14 protein-coding genes are annotated in these 18206 nt (G+C 50.8%); all 14 read left to right on the plus strand.

Annotated elements, in window-relative coordinates; translation table 11 throughout:
* Nucleotides 1-98: 98 nt before the first annotated feature.
* The 14 genes from DFER_RS27530 to DFER_RS30285 all read left to right on the plus strand — a co-directional run bounded on the left by DFER_RS27530 (nt 99) and on the right by DFER_RS30285 (nt 18162).
* Nucleotides 99-563 (plus strand): hypothetical protein, encoded by a 465-nt coding sequence (locus tag DFER_RS27530; RefSeq protein WP_015814943.1) that lies wholly within the window; start codon nt 99-101, stop codon nt 561-563.
* On the plus strand, nt 560-946 hold the full coding sequence (gene gp17, locus DFER_RS27535; RefSeq protein WP_015814944.1) for a tail completion protein gp17: 387 nt from the start codon (nt 560-562) through the stop codon (nt 944-946). The genes DFER_RS27530 and gp17 overlap by 4 nt, the downstream gene beginning before the upstream one ends.
* Before the next feature lie 24 nt (nt 947-970).
* Complete coding sequence (locus tag DFER_RS27540; protein WP_143828829.1) at nt 971-1420, plus strand: hypothetical protein; 450 nt, start codon at nt 971-973, stop codon at nt 1418-1420.
* A 64-nt stretch (nt 1421-1484) separates the two neighbouring features.
* The gene (locus tag DFER_RS27545) at nt 1485-1898 is read left to right on the plus strand and encodes a hypothetical protein (RefSeq protein ID WP_015814946.1); all 414 of its coding nucleotides are present in this window, start codon (nt 1485-1487) and stop codon (nt 1896-1898) included.
* 59 nt (nt 1899-1957) lie between these two features.
* On the plus strand, nt 1958-2230 hold the full coding sequence (locus DFER_RS27550; protein WP_143828830.1) for a hypothetical protein: 273 nt from the start codon (nt 1958-1960) through the stop codon (nt 2228-2230).
* Nucleotides 2220-4886: a hypothetical protein gene (locus DFER_RS27555; protein WP_015814948.1), complete on the plus strand. Its 2667-nt coding sequence runs from the start codon at nt 2220-2222 to the stop codon at nt 4884-4886. The genes DFER_RS27550 and DFER_RS27555 overlap by 11 nt, the downstream gene beginning before the upstream one ends.
* Nucleotides 4886-9721: a hypothetical protein gene (locus tag DFER_RS27560; RefSeq protein ID WP_015814949.1), complete on the plus strand. Its 4836-nt coding sequence runs from the start codon at nt 4886-4888 to the stop codon at nt 9719-9721. The genes DFER_RS27555 and DFER_RS27560 overlap by 1 nt, the downstream gene beginning before the upstream one ends.
* Before the next feature lie 178 nt (nt 9722-9899).
* The gene (locus DFER_RS27565; protein ID WP_143828831.1) at nt 9900-10934 is read left to right on the plus strand and encodes a hypothetical protein; all 1035 of its coding nucleotides are present in this window, start codon (nt 9900-9902) and stop codon (nt 10932-10934) included.
* A gap of 3 nt (nt 10935-10937) precedes the next feature.
* The gene (locus DFER_RS27570) at nt 10938-13976 is read left to right on the plus strand and encodes a hypothetical protein (RefSeq protein WP_015814951.1); all 3039 of its coding nucleotides are present in this window, start codon (nt 10938-10940) and stop codon (nt 13974-13976) included.
* A 26-nt stretch (nt 13977-14002) separates the two neighbouring features.
* The gene (locus tag DFER_RS27575; RefSeq protein ID WP_015814952.1) at nt 14003-14464 is read left to right on the plus strand and encodes a hypothetical protein; all 462 of its coding nucleotides are present in this window, start codon (nt 14003-14005) and stop codon (nt 14462-14464) included.
* On the plus strand, nt 14454-14768 hold the full coding sequence (locus DFER_RS27580) for a hypothetical protein (RefSeq protein ID WP_015814953.1): 315 nt from the start codon (nt 14454-14456) through the stop codon (nt 14766-14768). Before DFER_RS27575 ends, DFER_RS27580 begins: the two co-directional genes overlap by 11 nt.
* A 40-nt stretch (nt 14769-14808) precedes the next feature.
* Entirely contained in the window at nt 14809-17598 is a 2790-nt protein-coding gene (locus DFER_RS27585) for a serine hydrolase domain-containing protein (RefSeq protein WP_015814954.1), read from the plus strand.
* Complete coding sequence (locus DFER_RS27590) at nt 17595-17909, plus strand: hypothetical protein (protein ID WP_041735599.1); 315 nt, start codon at nt 17595-17597, stop codon at nt 17907-17909. The genes DFER_RS27585 and DFER_RS27590 overlap by 4 nt, the downstream gene beginning before the upstream one ends.
* A 103-nt stretch (nt 17910-18012) precedes the next feature.
* Nucleotides 18013-18162 (plus strand): hypothetical protein, encoded by a 150-nt coding sequence (locus DFER_RS30285; RefSeq protein WP_187293413.1) that lies wholly within the window; start codon nt 18013-18015, stop codon nt 18160-18162.
* Nucleotides 18163-18206 lie beyond the last annotated feature (44 nt).

The following is an 18206-nucleotide window of genomic DNA, read 5'->3' on the forward strand; positions in this document are numbered from 1 at the left end:
ATCAAAGATCAGTTTTCCGGTCTGACCTATGAAGTTATTGCGCCGGCCGAAGAAGTTGGACGTCGCGAGGCATGGTTAGTAAAAACGAGGATAGTGGAATGAGCGTCAAGGTTGATACGTCGGAGCTTGAAAAGTTGGCTCGTGGGCTTGAAACCTATAAGTCAATCGTGCCCAGGTCGGTTTCTGACTCTGCGTTGAGAATATCCGCGCGGCCAATGCTCCTCTCTGCTCGTCGTTTGGCACCAGTAGGCGACCGGTTGAAAAACAAGAGGGCCGGTGCAACCCGCCGGGACTTGCGGATAAAAGCCGTGAAGCCGGTCGGAGAAGAGAATTCGCGGGTGTTGGTCGGGGTTTCAAAGAGCAAAGGGAAAGTAGGTCGACGGACCAATCTGATTACGCGCGGCTTTACTGATCGAGGCGGTCGATTCCACAGAGCGAGGGACTTTCTCAAAGATGCATACGATTACACCATTGAGATAGTACGCGACAATTATAGCAGGGAAATATTTACCTCTTTCAAGAAATGGGCATCAAAAAACTTGCCTAAAAGCAGATTCCAATGATCACCAGGGCATTCATACAAAAGCTGCTTGCGACGTCTTTCGTAACCTCGCTGGTTGGCTCACGTATATATCCGAACGTTATTAAAGAGAATGCGACTCTTCCAGCAGTTTATGTATTTGCCGATGGCATGGAGGATGAGAGCTGTTACGACCCTGAATCGACAAAAAATGGCTCTGTGGAAATCGGAGTTTATGCCGGTTCTTATGCAGAAGCATCAAACGTGATGTCCGCGATTCGGCTTTCCCTAGACAAGTTTAGTGGTGTAGTTTCGGGCGTCGGAATTGTCATAATGAGCGGCCAGGAGGTCACCGATGGCTTTGACGAGAAGCTTAAAGCACACATAAAAGTCGTCGAGTACTCAGCACTCGCAGAAGCAAGGTAATTCATCAACAAATAACTATAAATCATGCCAGAAAGAATTGTATCCACCGTCCGGGGTAATGAGACAACCATGGCGGTAGACAAAGCGGACAATGACACATTTGTCGTCATCAAATGTGCTACGGACATCAACATGTCCAGTGAGCTGGAACAGCTCGAAGCTAACTGCTATGGCGGTAACGAGATCCTGATTTCCGGAAACGACCCGATCCCGGCTTTTACGCTCAATGGGATTGTGAAGGAATATCCATCCGCTCAAAAGGCGGCAAATGTTTCGGGTAACGATTTGGAGGATTGGCACCTTTCAAAGGAGCCAAAAGATTTCAAGTACGCCCGGGGAATGACCGGCGACCGTGTGCGCAAATTCAAAGGTTTTGTTTCAGCATACGGCGAAGCGGGAACTGCTAACGGTCTGCAAACGTATAGCGCAACGATCTCGGCAATGCATAAGATTGAAATCGAAGAAGCGCCTTAATTTCATTCATTTCATCAACAAACTGGCGAGGTTCAGCAATGGGCCTCGCTCAAACTAAATCGTTATGGCTAAGAAATCAACTCCTGCGGCTCAGGTCGAGCCGGAAAAACTACCCGTCATCAAAGCGCCGACCACGTTCAATATTGAACTGGCCGGCAAGATTTTTAACGTCTTCTTTGGGACAAAAGCCTTCATCCGCATCATGGAGGAGCGTCCATCTCTTTCGACCTGCTTCGACGTAATGAATGAAATGATGTCAATCGAGGCAATTCCATTCCTGATTCACTGCGCTATCCGTCCACAGGACCGGTCCTGGAAAAGCTTTGATGAGTTCCTTGACCTATACGACGAATGCGAGGATACCGCATCAATCGCAATGGTAATACCTGGCTATCTCAGTGCTTGCGGTTCGGTTGTAAAAAAGATAACTCCCGCGCTCGTCGCAGTCGAAAAATTAAACGAAAGCGGGACGAAGTAAAATTCGATCCCGATGATTGGTACCGAGGCGCGGGCTTGATGGGCCTGGCCCCATCGGAATTGGAAGTGATCACTCCGTACCAGTTCACCCTATTGCGGGAGGGGTTCAGCGAGCGCCAAAAGATCGAATCGGATCGATCAAAGTATATCGCCTATTGGGTGTATAAAATGGCCGGAAAGGTTGTGGACAACCCCGTTTCAGTGGAGCAATTCCTAAATCCATCAGCAACAGGGGCACCAATGGATTTGGAAAAATTCATTGAAGAAAAGTTCACTCCGGAAGCGATGGAGCAATACGACAGACTATTTAATCCAAAGAAATATGCAACCTGATATCGGGTCAGCAAACATACGGGTAGGTTCGACTGTTCAAGGTTTGATCGACGGGATGAAGCGTGTGTCTGCATCAGTTCGCAGTACCGTTTTTGAGATCAATAACCGGTTAACGGATAGCTACAAGCGCGCGTCCAAAGAGCAGGCAGCATTCCGGGGAGGACTGTCAAAACTAAGCGGGGACTTGACCGACATCAGTAAAAAGATGGCGATCGTCGGGGGCCTTCCTGCTCTTTTTGCGGCAGGGAAGGCATTCAAGGATTATGCCGAGCTTCAAAAGCTGCAACGCGGTCTCGAACGCTATGGAGAGTCAATCGAAAGCGTTCGGGAGCTTGCGAAGTTGCCAAATATCGGCATTTTCGATGGAGCAAAGGCTCTCATCGGCATGAAGGCAATGAAGCTTAATAGCGACCTGGCAACACGGTCTTTGAAAGCTTTTGCAAACGCCATCACCGACGCCGGCGGTTCTGCTGTCGACCTTGAACCGGCATTAATCAACCTGAACCAATTCGTCCGCGGTCGTCACATCAACCAGGTTGATTTGCGGCAGCTGGCGACCCGCATGCCCCAAACGTATGATGCAATGGAGGCGGCTTTCGGCACCACAGAGGTCGAAAAGCTTAATGCGAAAATGCAGAGTATCGGCGTTACGGCTTTTATCGACAAGTTCGTAAAAGAGCTGGAAAAGATTCCTTTCGCTGGTGGCGGCGCGGCAAACGCAATGGAGCAGCTCAGTGATGCTACGACATTCGCTTCTGCGGCGCTGGGTGAAGGAGCTGATAAGGCTTTCGATATCACCGGCAAAATAGCCGGGCTTACCAACATAGTCGACAATCTCACATCAAATTTCCAGTCGCTCACTCCTGAGGCTCAAAAATCCATCTATGCGGTCGGGGCCTTGGCGGTCGGCATGCCGATCCTTATCGGCGCGGTCGGAGGGCTCGTGAAATTGTTGCCGCTCCTCGCAACGGGATTCGGCGCGATCTCCGCTCCGATCACTGCTACAATTGCGGTAGTGGGCGTGGCTGCTGCGGCCATAATTACCAACTGGGATTCGGTTAAGAAGTTTTTGACCGATTCTACCTGGTGGACAACGCTTACCGGCTTGGGTAAGTCCACCCTCGGAGTGCTGATGGAATCCTTCAAAGTTGTTCTGAACCTGATTCAAGGTGATTGGGGCAACATGTGGAAGGCGCTCGTGAATATCGGCAAGAATGCGGCCAATGCCATTGTGGATACCATAGGCGGGATTACAAAAGGGGCACTCGGTTTGTTTGGGACGTTCAATGAGGCGCTCGGCTTCGATTCGATGGGCCGCGGGATGAGCTCGGCGGTAAAGTATATCGACGGACTGACTCAAAAATTTCGTTTCGACGTGCCAGACTCTTTCGCGGCAGCTGGTAAGGCGATCGATGGAGTTAAGGGAGCCATGAGCAAGCTCGGCGGAGAATCTGCCGCTCTGGCTCCGGCTGCTGGCGATGCCGCCGAATACTACGAGAAAATGTCGAAATCGGCTTTCAAAATCTGGCAGATCGATCTGGCCGGCAAGTGGGCTGAGGAGCGCGAAGCATTGAAGCAAAAAATCAAATCCTATAAGGAATTGATTGGAGTGACCGCGGCCCTGACTTTGGAACAGTTGAAGGCCAGGTCCATGGAAATTCACGACAAAAAAGCGCAGCTAGGGGACACGGTCGATGGTGGGCGCAGCCGAGCGAAGGCCATGGGCGCCGCCTTGATGGATTCTCGGATGAAGGAAACTCAGCAAGCGATATCAAAATCAGCCGCGAAATATTTTGGTGAAGGAAACTTGCAATTTGATGCAGCATTTGATTTGAATTCGATGTTCGGGTCCGCGTTTGAGCTAGATTCGGCGAAAAATTACTTCAAAGGGTTTTCGAAGGCGGCGAATGAATCACTCACGCAGTATGCGGACCGTCTCCGAATGATTTTGGACGTGACGGCTCAATTTAAGGATACCTTCGGATCGGCCTTTAATCTTGAAGACGCAAAAAAGTTCTTTAAAGAACTCCCTAAGGTCGCGAATCAATCGGGCGAGAAGTATGCGGAAGAGGTTCGAAACATTGCTCAATCCACTGCCCAAATGAATGCCGCCATTACTTCGGCGGTCCAAGGAGGGGCGGTTGATGCATTCACCACGCTAGGTGAAAAGCTTGGGGACAGTATGAGCGGACTGTCTGGTATCGGTGACAAAATCTACTCTATCATAGGAAACTTGCTGGTTAACATTGGTAAGGCGTTGATTACATACAATTCGGTAATTCAAGGGTTGAAGGTGGCCATAAAATCAATGAACGGCTATGTTGCGTTAGCGGCAGGTGTTCTTGCCATCGCAGCGGGCACCGTGTTGAAAAACAAGGTAGGCAAGATGGGGGAAACGACACGTTTTGCGAAAGGTGGTTTTGCTTACGGTGAAATGAGTGCTATTGTCGGAGATAATCCAAACGCGCGCCATGACCCTGAGATGATTGCGCCATATAGCAAAGTCGATAAATCTATTGAGAAGAGTATCAAAATGCATGGCGGATCCGGAGGGGTGCAGGTATTCATTCCTCGCCTAGAAATTGAAAACGATAAATTCTACGTGGCCTTTAAGCGGTCGGAAGTGAAGTACAAAGCTTTATTGGGGGGTAGATAATGGGCTTAAAATATTTCTCCCGATATCGGGACTTTAACGGAAAAATCAGACAAGTCAGATTCTCAAAGGAGGGTTTTGATGGAACGCCTATCGAGTGGAAAAACAGTCTTGGCGCGGTCCGGTATACATGGGGTTCGTCTGATTCTTTTTTCCCTGAACAACCTATTGTTGCCGGTCAGGCCCAAATCGCCCTCATTTTCGAGGAGCGATACGACCTGTCCGATTTAGTGATCAACAGAAAAAACTATTATGTCGAAGTTCAGGAAGAAGATACCGGTGATTTTATTTGGAGTGGATGGTTAGAGCCTTGGGATGCCTCGCACAGCTATCAAAAGCCACCTTATCAGGTAAACATGACGGCAAGTTGCGGACTCGCGCATTTGTCTCGCAAGAAATACCTTACTCCTGATAGCACTTTCAAAAGATCCGGGCTTCAAATAATCCGGGATTGTCTCGGTATAATTGGACGCGCAAACCTTCCAATCCGGGTATCGGCGCACATGCTGGAAAATGGATTTGACGGTGATGAGATCCGTGGGCTTGAATCGTTCGAAGAGAACACCTTTCGGTATTTTGACCAGAACGGCGAGGCGATGTATTGTGACATTATCGTCAATAACATCCTTGAACATTTTAATGCTGAGATTGTCCAGTATCGGAATGTATGGACAATTCGCGCAATCGTTGATCATGCTACTGGCGCAGACACTCGATTCTTTAACCTTGGCGACACGACAATCATCGAAGAGTGGCCGCTGGAATATGTCATTAATGCGGATCAGGCGAAAAGCTTGAATGGTGGGAATATCCGGACGTTACCGCCAATTAACAAGTATCGCACCGAGATTGATTTCGGTCAGCAAAAGCCATTCTTTGAGAATGGTAACATGCTCATTTGGAATGATAGCGGCCTAGTAGGCTGGGACTTCTCTCACATGCCGAAAGGCAATCCGGGTTGGGAGCGGTACGAGATCGGCGCCGAGGTAAGCCGTGGAGTGCTCAAAATTAATGGTAAGTCGCCACAGCCATACCGGAAGAAGAAAAAGAAGAAGTTCGGCCAAATCTTGGTACCGATTCTTACCGGTATGATCGGGGCGAACCTCAAAAACACTTACTACGACGTAGAGCCGGCGCAATACATTGAAAGCCCAGGCGGCACGATTGGCAGAGGTGACAAAAGTGTTACGATAACCTTCGACTACGAGACGGAGGCGTTCTCTTCCGACATTCTGATTTCCATCCGTATTCCTCGAAGAAACTCGAATGGAACTTACACTGACTTTTGGGTTGATCCATCGATGCATCCTGCATTGGCTGGTGCAGATAAAAGTACCGCCGGAGCGAGTGAAAATTTCAAACTGATTCGGGTGGAGCCTGTCGACCGTGGAGCTCTGACTGATAAAGGGACAATAGATGTCTCCGGCAATCCGAATTATCCTGTTGCAAACTTTTCACCGGGTTCACAAAATCAAAACTGGACGTGGACAGTTGCGGGCGTTCCTGATGGCGAATTTCGCCGTATTGGTGGCGCGAACGGCGTTATTGTGGAAAATGGGGATTTAATCATTGCCAGAGTAGCAAATCTTGGTGGTACCCAGGAAGAGGTAGGCGAGTTTTGGGAGGTTGTCAGCCTCCGTAACGATACCAAACGAGGAACGTTTTCGTTGTCCGTGGCCCTGAACACCATGTTTATTACTGGCCCTGGGCAGGAGTTCACCGGCGATAAGATCTACGTCCGGTTTTACAAAATGGCCGACGATGGGGGTAAGCCCGGCGACTGGTACAAAGTCTATAACTTGGACGGAAAGCTAGCCGGATTTGTTGCGTCTGATGAGTCATCAAAATATGCAACAACACTTGAACGGGGCGACGTGACCGACGAGGAGGCGGCGACCATCAATCTGATTTCCGGTGATTTTACGCCGTGGTATGCTGGCGCATGGACCCGGCCTGGTTCGAATACGATGACATCTTCATGGCGGCGGCGCCCGGCTCTTAGTGAGTCGATGAGTATCTACCGCGCGATGATGAAGGATCGCCTGTGCATGACAACCAAATCACTTTCGGTGGTTGAAGGCAAGACTCAGTTGGCGGGCGGCCAACCAGACATTCATTATCTGCACAAGCTGTATTTCGCTGATCAGGACAAGCATTTCAGGCAGGTGCGGTTTTCCTTCACTGACGCTACACGGGAGTTTGATAGCACTTCTGTCGAGATCAAGTACGAAGAGATTCCAGACTCCGAATTAAAGCAGAATTCCTACATTCCAGGCTCACGCACGCTGAATACCGTTCCTGGAATGGGAGACGGTATCTATCCATCAAAAGAGGATAGTACAAGCGGAAGGCTGAACGCGGAGGATATGCCGCTTACAGAAGAGGAGCTAATTGAGCAAATCGAAGCTACTGCGCGGCTCGATGCCCTTTTTGAAAACATTACGCCATTAACGTACGTGGCCGCTATTGAAAGCGAGGATTCGGTGGATTTGAAAGATTTCCTTTCTGAAACGTTTGTTGCGAACAATGAAAATCAGGAAGAGGACGATTATTTCGATATCACAACCCTGGTTTTGAAGCTGGCATTTGCGCCGCCTTGGTTTTCGACAGTTGAGGAAGATGAGCTCGTTGTTACGGCGACAGCGCTCGCTCCGAAGTCAGGACAGTATTACATTGATTTTACGGCGACTGATCCGGAAAGCGGGTTCTCGGTGCCAATTCGTGTGCCTGTCCTGGTCGAGGAGAATGAAGATTACGTCGAAACCTGGCCGCCGGAGTTTGATCTATTTCCAGTGCTCAATTTTGTGCTGGATAAGCCAACAACAACAGGCTTTGATTTTCGGGATTACATCACCAGCGGGCACAAAAAATTACAGTACCGCTTTTTCTCGGTGCCCGAATGGATTACGGCTCGCAGCGTTGTGAACGATGATTTTTCGATCACAGGAACGCCGACCATTATCGAAAAACGGAAAATCACGGTTGAAATCTGGGACGGCATTGCCGAGCACCGGCCATACACAGATGAGATCACGCTGCAAGTCATTGAGGCGACCGAAATCACCGGAAAGCTGATCGGTTCAAAGGGTGGTGAAGCGGTGACGGGAGATCTGCCAGGCGCATTTGAGGTTTTGGATAAATGGGATGCGCTGTTGACGGTAACTGGCCTGCATGACAAAATCACCATCAAAGTGACCGGCGGCGGAGACCTTGGAAACGAGGTGGACTTCGAAAATACGCTCACTCTACCTGATCCGGTAGCGGCTGGCACGTATCGTCCGTTCATCGAAACCGGAGGCGTGGATGGAATCGTCGGCCAGTATTCGATTGAGATCACTGCATTCCTGGGCGAGAATGAAACAGCGCAATCTTTCGACTTGATGCTCTACGATGATGAGTACCTGGCTAAAATGCGGAAGTACCTCACTAAGGGAGTGGACCGCGTGGGCGAGATTATGCCAGACGGCAGCACGTCGTTCTTGTACCCTGGGGAAGCGAACGTCCGGGCCGAGATCCACGATATCGACTTCGACGAGATTTACATTTCACTTGAAAAGGAAGGATCTCTTGTCGGCGAGCAGCACCTTACAGATGTCGACCCCATTACAACGTGGTGGTTTTATGCTCTGGAAGAAGATGCGGAGTTAAGCGCTGGCGTATATACATTTCCGGTACGCCTTTTGAAGGATGGTGTGGAAGTTTTTAAACGCACTGACAAGTTCACTATCGAGAGCAAGGATGCCGAGCCACTTCCGCTGCTTTCACTGGCGACATTTGCGGCCGGGACTACAAACGCCAACGACCTGGCTGAGAATATTCCGTTGAAAGGCGCAGAATATGATTTGCCGTCAAACTACACGGTCATTTTTAACGGATTCGGCGGCGTCGCATATTCTTTGGTAGAAGCAAAGTTTGAGTTTTTGCGTGATGGAGGGTTTGCAGAAGTCGATATTCAGCAATACACTGGATACCCTCAAATAACTACTTATCCGCAGCCAGTTACATCAGGAAAAGTTCTTATATTTGGGAACAAATCATCTTTGAAAATCGGGGACATCCACCAGGCGCCATCGCGTGTCCGTGCCACTTTTAATGGCAAGGATCAGGCGGGGAAGATTGTGGGTATTGCTCAGGCTGATTTCAGCTTCCGCATTGCTTTGGACCCGGAAGATTATAGCGGCTTCGCATTCTTCGAGGATGATATCGCTTCGGGTGCGGGTAACCTCATTGACGGCAATATGCCTCGTGAAAACCGCAAATACCTATTGCCGGCGACTGGCAAGACTTGGAGCGTCCGCAGAAAGTCATTCGAGGGAATGCCTTTCGAATATGTGTCGGTTACAGTTGGAAAGCGTGTATCTGGGGTTTGGCAGGACTATGGAAACGTTATCTACTTCCCCGAACCTACTACCGGTGTGGATGACTTTGAAACCATACGGTCAGAATGGGAGCTATCAGATAATAGGCCAATTGTTAAAAACTCGGTTCAGCCCATCTATATAGACGAGCCGGGCGAATACAGGGTGATAATGTCGATTAATGTCGAAGGGATAAACCACGGAAGGCAGACTACTTTTGAATTGATCGAAGATGTCGAGCCGCCAATTAAAGACTGTTGCGCATGCGATTGCGAGGGTGAAGGCTCCGAGCAGATCGAATATCCGTTCATGACACCCGCTGAGGAGTGGATTGTCGCTCACAACCTGAACAAGAAGCCCGATCCGTTGATCCTGATCGGCGGTAAGAAGGTGCTCTCGGATGTGCAGTACCTGGATAATGACGTGTTTAAAGTGATTCACTCGAAGCCGCAAACCGGCTCGGTTATAATTATTTCATAATCAACAAACTGAAATGGAAGTACACAATAATCTTGACCTATTGCAGAACCAGATTATCAATGTGGTTCTGCATTCGTTGGCGGTACCTCCGTCGAACCCGGTCAATGCCCAGATGTATCACAACTCGGGTACTAGTATCATTTACTATTACCGATCATCAGATTCTACCTGGGTTCCCTTGGGCTCCGGCACAATCATTGGCGGGGATGGATTGGACGAAAGCACGACAGGCGGGATTACCACTCTTTCGGTCAAAGTTGACGGAACAACCCTCGAAATCAATGCTGATGCTGTCCGTGTAAAAGATGGAGGTATTTCTGCTGCCAAACTTGCTACGGATTCGGTAACCGCGATCAAGATTCTGAACGGTGCCGTAACTTTTGCGAAGATGCAGAACATCAACGCAATGACGGTAATCGGCCGGACTGCTGCCGGCGCTGGCGTCGCTTCGGAGATCACGCTGATCAATGATAACACGCTCGCCACTGCAACCGCTACCAACATTGCAACAGCGGGAGCGGTCAAAGCCTACGTCGATTCGTTAGTGGGCGGCATTGGCTCACTCGTTGGCGCTTTCAACGCGAACACCGCAACCAACTTCCCCGGAACCGCGGCAATCAAGAAGGGGGCCTACTGGTATGTTTCCGTAGCTGGAACAGTCCAGGGCACTGTGTTCAACGTTGGGGACGTTCTGATTGCCAATAAGGATAACCCGTCGACAACATCTGCGGCAGACTGGATCTTCCTGGAAACAAACCGCGACCAGGCAACGGCCACAGTGTTAGGCCTTGTGATGCTTGCTACAAATGCTGAGGTACAGGCTGGAACGGATGCGGTGAAGGCTGTAACGCCTGCATCACTCAGCTCTCGTACTGCGACAGAGGCGCGCACCGGCTTGATTGAGATTGCCACCCAGGCCGAAACCAACGCCGGCACGGACGACGCGCGCGCGGTTACTCCGCTTAAAATGGCGAATTATGTCGCTTCCCAAATATCGGGTGGAGCGTTCGCGGCAACGATCGGCGATGGAACGGCGACCGCTTTCACGGTTACGCACAACCTGAATTCGCTGGATGTAGTGGTCGAGATTCGCAAGGTATCCGATAACTCGGCAGTTATCGTCGATAACCGCGCATCCACTGCGAATGCCGTGATCGTGACTTTCGCCAAAGCTCCGGCCAACGCCTCTTTCCGTGTGATCATTAAAAAGTAAAGAATGGATTTCCTGAGTGCTGCATATTTCGATAGTACGATAACCGTGGACGCCAAAGTCCGCGCGAGTAGTACGTATGCCCTTCCGGCCGTAAATACCAGCAACGTTGCATATTCCAGCGGCGGGTTTGAATCGTATGTCGCAAATGATCAGTACACGGCGGGCGCTCGCCCTGGCTACGGGTTTCATGCGGCCGGAAACTTCGGGGTATTTCTATACGCACAGTCAGGATCAGAGCTCCGCATTCGCAGCAATACCGGCATTGATAATACGCTTTGGCACTCAGGCAACGCCCGTTCTGATTCGCAGAACGACACGAGGTATTCTCAAATCGGGCACACGCATGTAATCGCTGATGTAACGGGTCTGCAAACCGCTTTGGATGGCAAGGTTTCCCGCAGCCCGTCGCAATTTGACTGGCACGGATTCTCATCGATCGGACTGGCGACTTTCAATACTGCATCGACAAACGGTCCGGCTGGCGCTGGTGTCTACCATGGTCTTTTCATCCCGCATGCAACAGGATCATCTTACGGCACAAACATCGCTTTCCGCAATGGCAATTTCTACATCAAAAGCCTGGAAAATGGCGCTTGGGGGAGCTGGATTAAAATTGCCTCCGAAACCTATGTTAATAGCCAGGGGTTTGTAACATCGGCGGGCCTCACTGGATATGTCCAGAACACAAGGCAGATCAACACAGGGGCGGGACTGCTCGGCGGCGGACCGCTCAGCGCGGATTTGAGCCTTACCTTTGATACCACGTTTGGCGATGCCCGGTACTCGCTTTCATCTCATACACACACCGCGGCTCAGATTACCGACTTTTCAACTGCTGGCCGGGCACTTTTCTCTGTCTCAAATGGCATCTCCTACACCAGCGGGACCGGAGCATTTGCGCTCACCTACGGAACGGCGGCTAATACCGTGGCCCAGGGTAACGATTCTCGTATTATCAACGGCCAGGCCGCGCACATGCGCTGGGTCAGTACGCCCGGCGAGTTCTCGGACATCAACAACATCAATAAAGGAGGGGTTGCGACTTATGGAACACCGGCAGCGGGCAGGCCGACTACTTACGGCACGACTTTCACTTTTGTTGGCAATAGCAGCACAGGAGACTCGGCCGGCGGAGCGTATCTGAATCAAATTTTGGTTGGCACCACGGCTGATTGGTATGTCCGTCATGGATTAGGAGCAACATGGGGAGCTACCTACCAGATCTGGACAGCCAAACAGTTCAATATTGCCAATTATGCGACTACTGCCAGTCTTTCGGATTATGTGATGAATAACACGACCGGGTTGAGCTGGACAACAGCCCATTCGGACGGCAAGCATAAGTTTCACGGCAGCTCTACCAACAGCCCGACAGGCTTTTACCATGTCGGATTTACAGCCACTTCGCCTGATGCACAAACGGCCGCTTCGCTGGCATTCAGGAACGGCAATGGTTATTTCAGAACGGTTGAAGCTGGCGTGGTTGGATCGTGGCAACAGTTTCTTACATCCGCAAATCTTTCCGGGTATGTGCCGACTTCCCGGACCATAACTATCAATGGAGTAACAAAGAACTTATCTGCAAATCAGGATTGGGGTACCATTGGGGGAAGTGGGATACCAGGGAGTGTTAGCGATCGGACCATCCCACGGTATGAATTGTCGTCCGGATCTTTTGTAAACAGCTCCATTGATGAAACTGTTAGCACTGTCGACATCAGAAAATCCACTACGATTAACAAGACTGGCAGCAGCTATTACATTCAGATGGGGGGCTTGTCGAATACACTTGGCATCAGCCTCTATAATTCCACCGGATCTAACTCTTTTACGTTCAGTCGGTACAATGACGAATTCAGCTTCTCATCTGCGACCGGTGTAACAATCTTTGAAGTAAAGTCGGATAGTCTGGTCAATTTTGTGATGCCGAATGGTGTAGCGCCATTCAAAGTCAATAGCTCTACTCTGGTAACGAGTTTGAACGCGGATCTGCTGGATGGTCAGCACGCATCGGCATTTGCGTCGGCATCGCACACGCATACCGCGTCCCAGGTTACCGACTTTACCAGCGCGGCCAGGGCTGCTATCTCTGCAACGGGAAGTATTTCTTACAACAGTGCAACCGGTGTTATTTCTGGCGGTGGCTCTGACACGCGATGGATATCAACCCCGGTAAATTATTCGGATATAAATACCATTACTAGTTCCGGTGTTTTCTCGTGGGGCAACTCGGCAGCAAACCGGCCGTCGGCTTTTGGGACAATGCTAAGTTTTATCGGTGCATCTCCCGACGGGAACTTAGGTTCTAACATGTGGATGTCGCAATTGATGTGCGGGACAGATGCAAACTGGTTTGTCAGGTACGGGCAGGCTGGTACTATTTACCAGGTGTGGACTTCAAAACAGTTTAACATCGCAAATTATGCGACAACCTCCTACGTCGACTCTAATACGTATACCAGGGGGTACATTGATTCCGAATTAAGCATCAGGGCGCTTAGCGGTATTTCATTAACCGGCCAGCTCAGTATAACCGGCGGGGGGACACTGACGGCAAGTAGAACTTACCAACTGGTCAATGATAGCGGCAGTCCCGGGGCAAATAAACTTTACGGGACTAATGGTTCCGGGGTGAAGGGATGGTATGATCAACCTTCGGGCGGCGGCGGCGCCTACTCCGCTGGAAGTGGTATCGGGCTATCTGGATCAACCTTCTTTGTGAACGGCGGTACCGGACTTAATCAGGATGGCGATGGGCTTTCGCTCGATGTCGGCTGGACGGACGGGAGATATTTGCGAGGAAGCGGCACTCCATTTCGAGTGGCATATTGGGGCGCAGGGAACACCCTCACTTCCAGTAGCATCATGACCGATGGAGGGAATCAAATTCAAATTAGCGGACATCTGGGCATAAGCAATGGCATGTTAATCCTTCCGCCATTTGCCAGCGAACCTGTGGCGCCCGTTGCTGGCTCTATGTACTTCTCCACAGGAAACTACCGACCGAGATACTACAATGGCACCGTATGGGTAAATATTTAATTTTCAATTATATAAACTAGATCAAAATGAAAACTACCTACAACAAACTAATCCAGTTTAACAACACGGCCAACAACTACCTCAGGGCAGCGGATGAGGCAAAGCAGAATGACACGCCACTCGTTACCGCGTTGGAGGAGTGCCTGGAAGACTGCAAGCCACAGATCGACCAATACAACAAAAAGTTGAGCCGCCTGCGCCGCAGGTTTGCCGAAAAAGACAAAAGGACGACCGTGCTGCTCAAAGATGAGCATGGAAACTATCAATTCACAGAGGAGGCTGAAAATAACTTGGAGGACGAGATTGAGAAATTATTGGATGAGGAAGTGCGCATTAACCCTACATATGTTTCAGAGCTCCCCGAGGATTTGCACCGCCGGTTTGTGAAGATTTTCACCGGCTTTGTAATCGAGCCAAAGTCGACGCCCGCGCGGGAGTTGATCAAGAGTTTACCTACAACAAAACAAACAAAAACCAATGGCAAGTAAATCACTAGCTGTGATGTCGGAAACACCGGCAGCCAGCCCACAATTTGAATTCGACTTCGCAAGTGTAAATTTCTCGGTGACAGGAAGAGATGTAAGCAGCGGAGAGCCAAAAGCGTTTCAGTTCCAGGAGTCCGCCAATCTGAACTTTTCAGATGAAGCATCTCTAAACAAAACGATAGCCGAAAAGCCTTACCTGTTGCAGATTATTCCGCAGCTGGTGAAGCTGGCTGTCGACTCTTACGACCCGGCCAACGAAAACGCGAAAAAATTGAAGGACGATATCGCGGCGCTGCTGGGGCTGTAATCCAGCATTTTCATTTCATCAACAACCAAAAACCATTTTCATGAAAAACCTGCTCATTGCGGTGCTCCTGGCTTTTTGCCAGGTAGTGTCCGCACAGATCAAGATCGAACTGCCGGAAACGGTTGCCGACAAATCATTTGTCACGAGTTTGATTAAAGCCGCCGAGGCACGGCAGAAAGCTTACACGGACAGCCTTTTCAAAGTGAAAGGCGATGGCGGCACGCAGAATCCGCCTAACGATCTGCCAAGGTGTGATCGTGGACCGGTCCCGAATGATATTTTCAATGTAACCACGACCAGCGCGATAGTGCTTTGGGATGGTGAGAATGTTTTCGGCTGGGACTATTCAATTTACAAGGGCAATGAGCGTGTCGCGTTCGGATCGGTAAAGCCAACGAGCAACCGGGAGCCGATCAACTACGCGGGCCTTGCACCAGGCGAGTACACGCTGAGCATGCAGGGCAACACCTGCAAGAGCGACGTTTACAGTAAATCGTTTATCATTCCCAAACCTACCAGTGATGGCGGCGGAGATACGGGCGGGCCTGGTCCGCCGCCGGTTGATAAAGATCGCAGGTTTGAGTTTTTGATAGGTACCACCGGTGGCGGATTCGATCCGAATGCGAAACACGGAATCGCGGAGGGTCGATGGGAAGATGGTAAGTATCTGGAAGGATGGACCGACCGCATTGAAGCCTTCAAATATTCGTGGGGATATGGTGTTTCTGGCGTCTCGCTTTGGATTCATTGGGATGTTTATGAACCGGCAAAAGGTCGGTACGAAACCGCGGCATTGCAACGGGCAATCGCCTATTGCCGTGAGCGCAAGCTCGGGCTGGCAGTGGTATTCCTGGCGAAACGGAAGAAGAACGACGGTTTTCTCCGCGAGGATCAAATGGTCACATTTTCCAATGGTACGATCCTGGAAGAAGGGGTAAAAGGCCAGCCCAATGTAGGCGTGTATCCTGGATACGGCTGCGATGAATGTAACTCGGCGATGGCCGGCGCCATCAAGGATATTGCTCGTCAGCTGAAAACCTACGACCGATCGCTTTACATGGCGCTCGGCGGCGGGCATACGGGCGAGCTTGTTAATCACATCGACGTTCAGAATGGAGTTTGGTATACCGGCGATTTCTCGGCTGATAACCTTTCCCGGTTTCAGAATTGGGTAAAGAAGCGCGGACTCGCGCAGCCTGGCCGGCCGCCGATGGTGGAAGGCCCTGGCATCGACTGGCCGCATCCGAATTTCAATGATCCGCTGGGACTGGAATTTGGGAGGTTTCAGACGCTCAACATTCAGAAACATTACAAATCCTTCACGGACGCGGTAAAGTCCGAGTACAATCTCCCATGCATTTACCTTTACGCCGCAGCGGCCAACCGTCAGCTTCAAAGCACGGCCAATGCCAACCTGGCATTCATTGCCGGATCTGGTGATGGCACATACGGTAGCGATGGCGACGGCGTAGAAGATCACGTCGCAAAGTTCCGGGTGCACTCAGTTAACCAAGGTACATTCCCGGGCGGTTACAGCATTGTCGAGTTTGATCCGGATGACATGAGCCACTACCGGTACCAGGTGAAATGGTCAACCCCGCCTTACTGTGAGGCGAATCCGGACTATGCAATCTGGGAGCGCAGCATGGATATGCTCTTTTCTCGCGGGCTCTGGGCTCCTCATACAGCCATGGCGTTTTGTGTGGATGAGATCAGAGGAATGGAGCCGTTCCTGAAAAGGCTGTGGGGTAAATGGATCGGCAAGGTCTACGTGCGAGCAAAACTGCCGGTTGTTGAGGTTAACATCACAGACAAATACCGCCGCGGTGAAGACCTGCTGCAAGGGATCAACGTTTACGACAACTTCACCAAATACGCTGACGGCGGGCTCTATTTCTGGGGAGGCGTTTCGCCCTTCGTGGATGGCGCGCAGCCAGGCGTAGACAACAGCAAGTTCACCGGCTACCTGGATGCCAACCTACCGGCCTACGGAGGCAACGTACTGGTGGACATAAAAACTCCATCGGGCACGGCTTACAGCTACACAAAAGGGCAGTACGGCCGCAACGATCAGCTCTCGGTGATGTCCCATTCTAAGCTGGCCACTGGAGCAACGATCGCGGTGCTGATCAGTGAGGGTAGGCTAAGTTTGGATACGAAGGTGGGCGACGTAATTCGATCATGGAATAAGCCGGGCCTCCGTGACATCACGCTGCGGCAGATCATCGGTCACACGTCCGGCATTCCGGATGATCAGACCAACGAAGGCGCGAAAACCTTGGAGCAATACGTCGACTGGCTCGCTGGCCGACCGGGCTTTAAAACGCCTGGCGCGCAGTACAGCTATTCAACGGTTTCCTACCAGGTAGCCGCACGCATGGCCGAAATCGTTACCGGACAGCCTTGGAAGGAGATCTTCAATTCTCGCATCCGAGACAAGAGCGGGATGGGCAATGCGGAATACAACCCGCGCGGCCCTGGTCCAGTGTATGGCAGCCCGGAAAACCCGCTGGCCGGCTACGGTTTGAAGTGCTCGCAAAACGAATGGTCGAACTTCGCTGGCATGCTCCGCGATGGAGGGGTATTCAATGGAACGCGGGTGCTCAGTAATCAGGCTTTGCAGATCCTGAAAACGAAGCTGACCGGCCTGAGTAATTGGGGCTGCGGTGTAATCCTGAACGGCGCGCAGCTGATCAGCGAATCGGCGCTCGGGTGGTACACGGCGATACTTCCTGACAAATGGTCCCTGGTGGTTGCCACGCAATCACCCTATAATACTACGATCGGGCCCAACAACGGATTCCGGGAGCTTGTCAGTCAGTCCCTATGAAAACGATTCACTGGAAAATCATCGCCGCGCTGCTGGTCGTGATCCTGGTCCTGTCCGTCATTCTGTGGCGCCGAGGGTTTCGACAGCCTACACCAAACCCGGAGGCGAAAAGCTTCGCAGATTCAGTCCGTGAAAGCAAGCGCCGCGCCGACAGCCTGGCCGATACCACCCAAAAACGAGATAAGGATTATGAAACCAAACTTGACCGCTACAATAGCCCTATTGACACTACTGAGCGTGGCAAGTTGGGCGCAGGAATCAAGGCTAACGCCATCCGAAAAGCAGACAGCTTACGAAAACGCGCTCCTTGACAGTACCTACCGCTACGAGTTATTAAAGCCCACGTTTTACTCCCTGAAATCAGCGTATGAAAGCCAAAGCAAAGAAGTTGCCGACTTACGAAACACCGTGCGTTTGCAAGACCTGCAAGCTCAGGTGCAGAAACAAAGTTTTGAAGCCGCGATCCGCAAGGCGAATGCATCGGGCGGATGGTGGAAAGGCTTCAAGTGGGGATTCCCGATCGGTTTCGGGTTTGGAGTTGTAACCGGGGCGAAGGCCCGATAAAAGACCAGACAATGAAATTTTCTGAATATTTTAACATTGGCAGT

Origin of the sequence: Dyadobacter fermentans DSM 18053 (assembly GCF_000023125.1) — a bacterium.
GTDB lineage: Bacteria > Bacteroidota > Bacteroidia > Cytophagales > Spirosomataceae > Dyadobacter > Dyadobacter fermentans.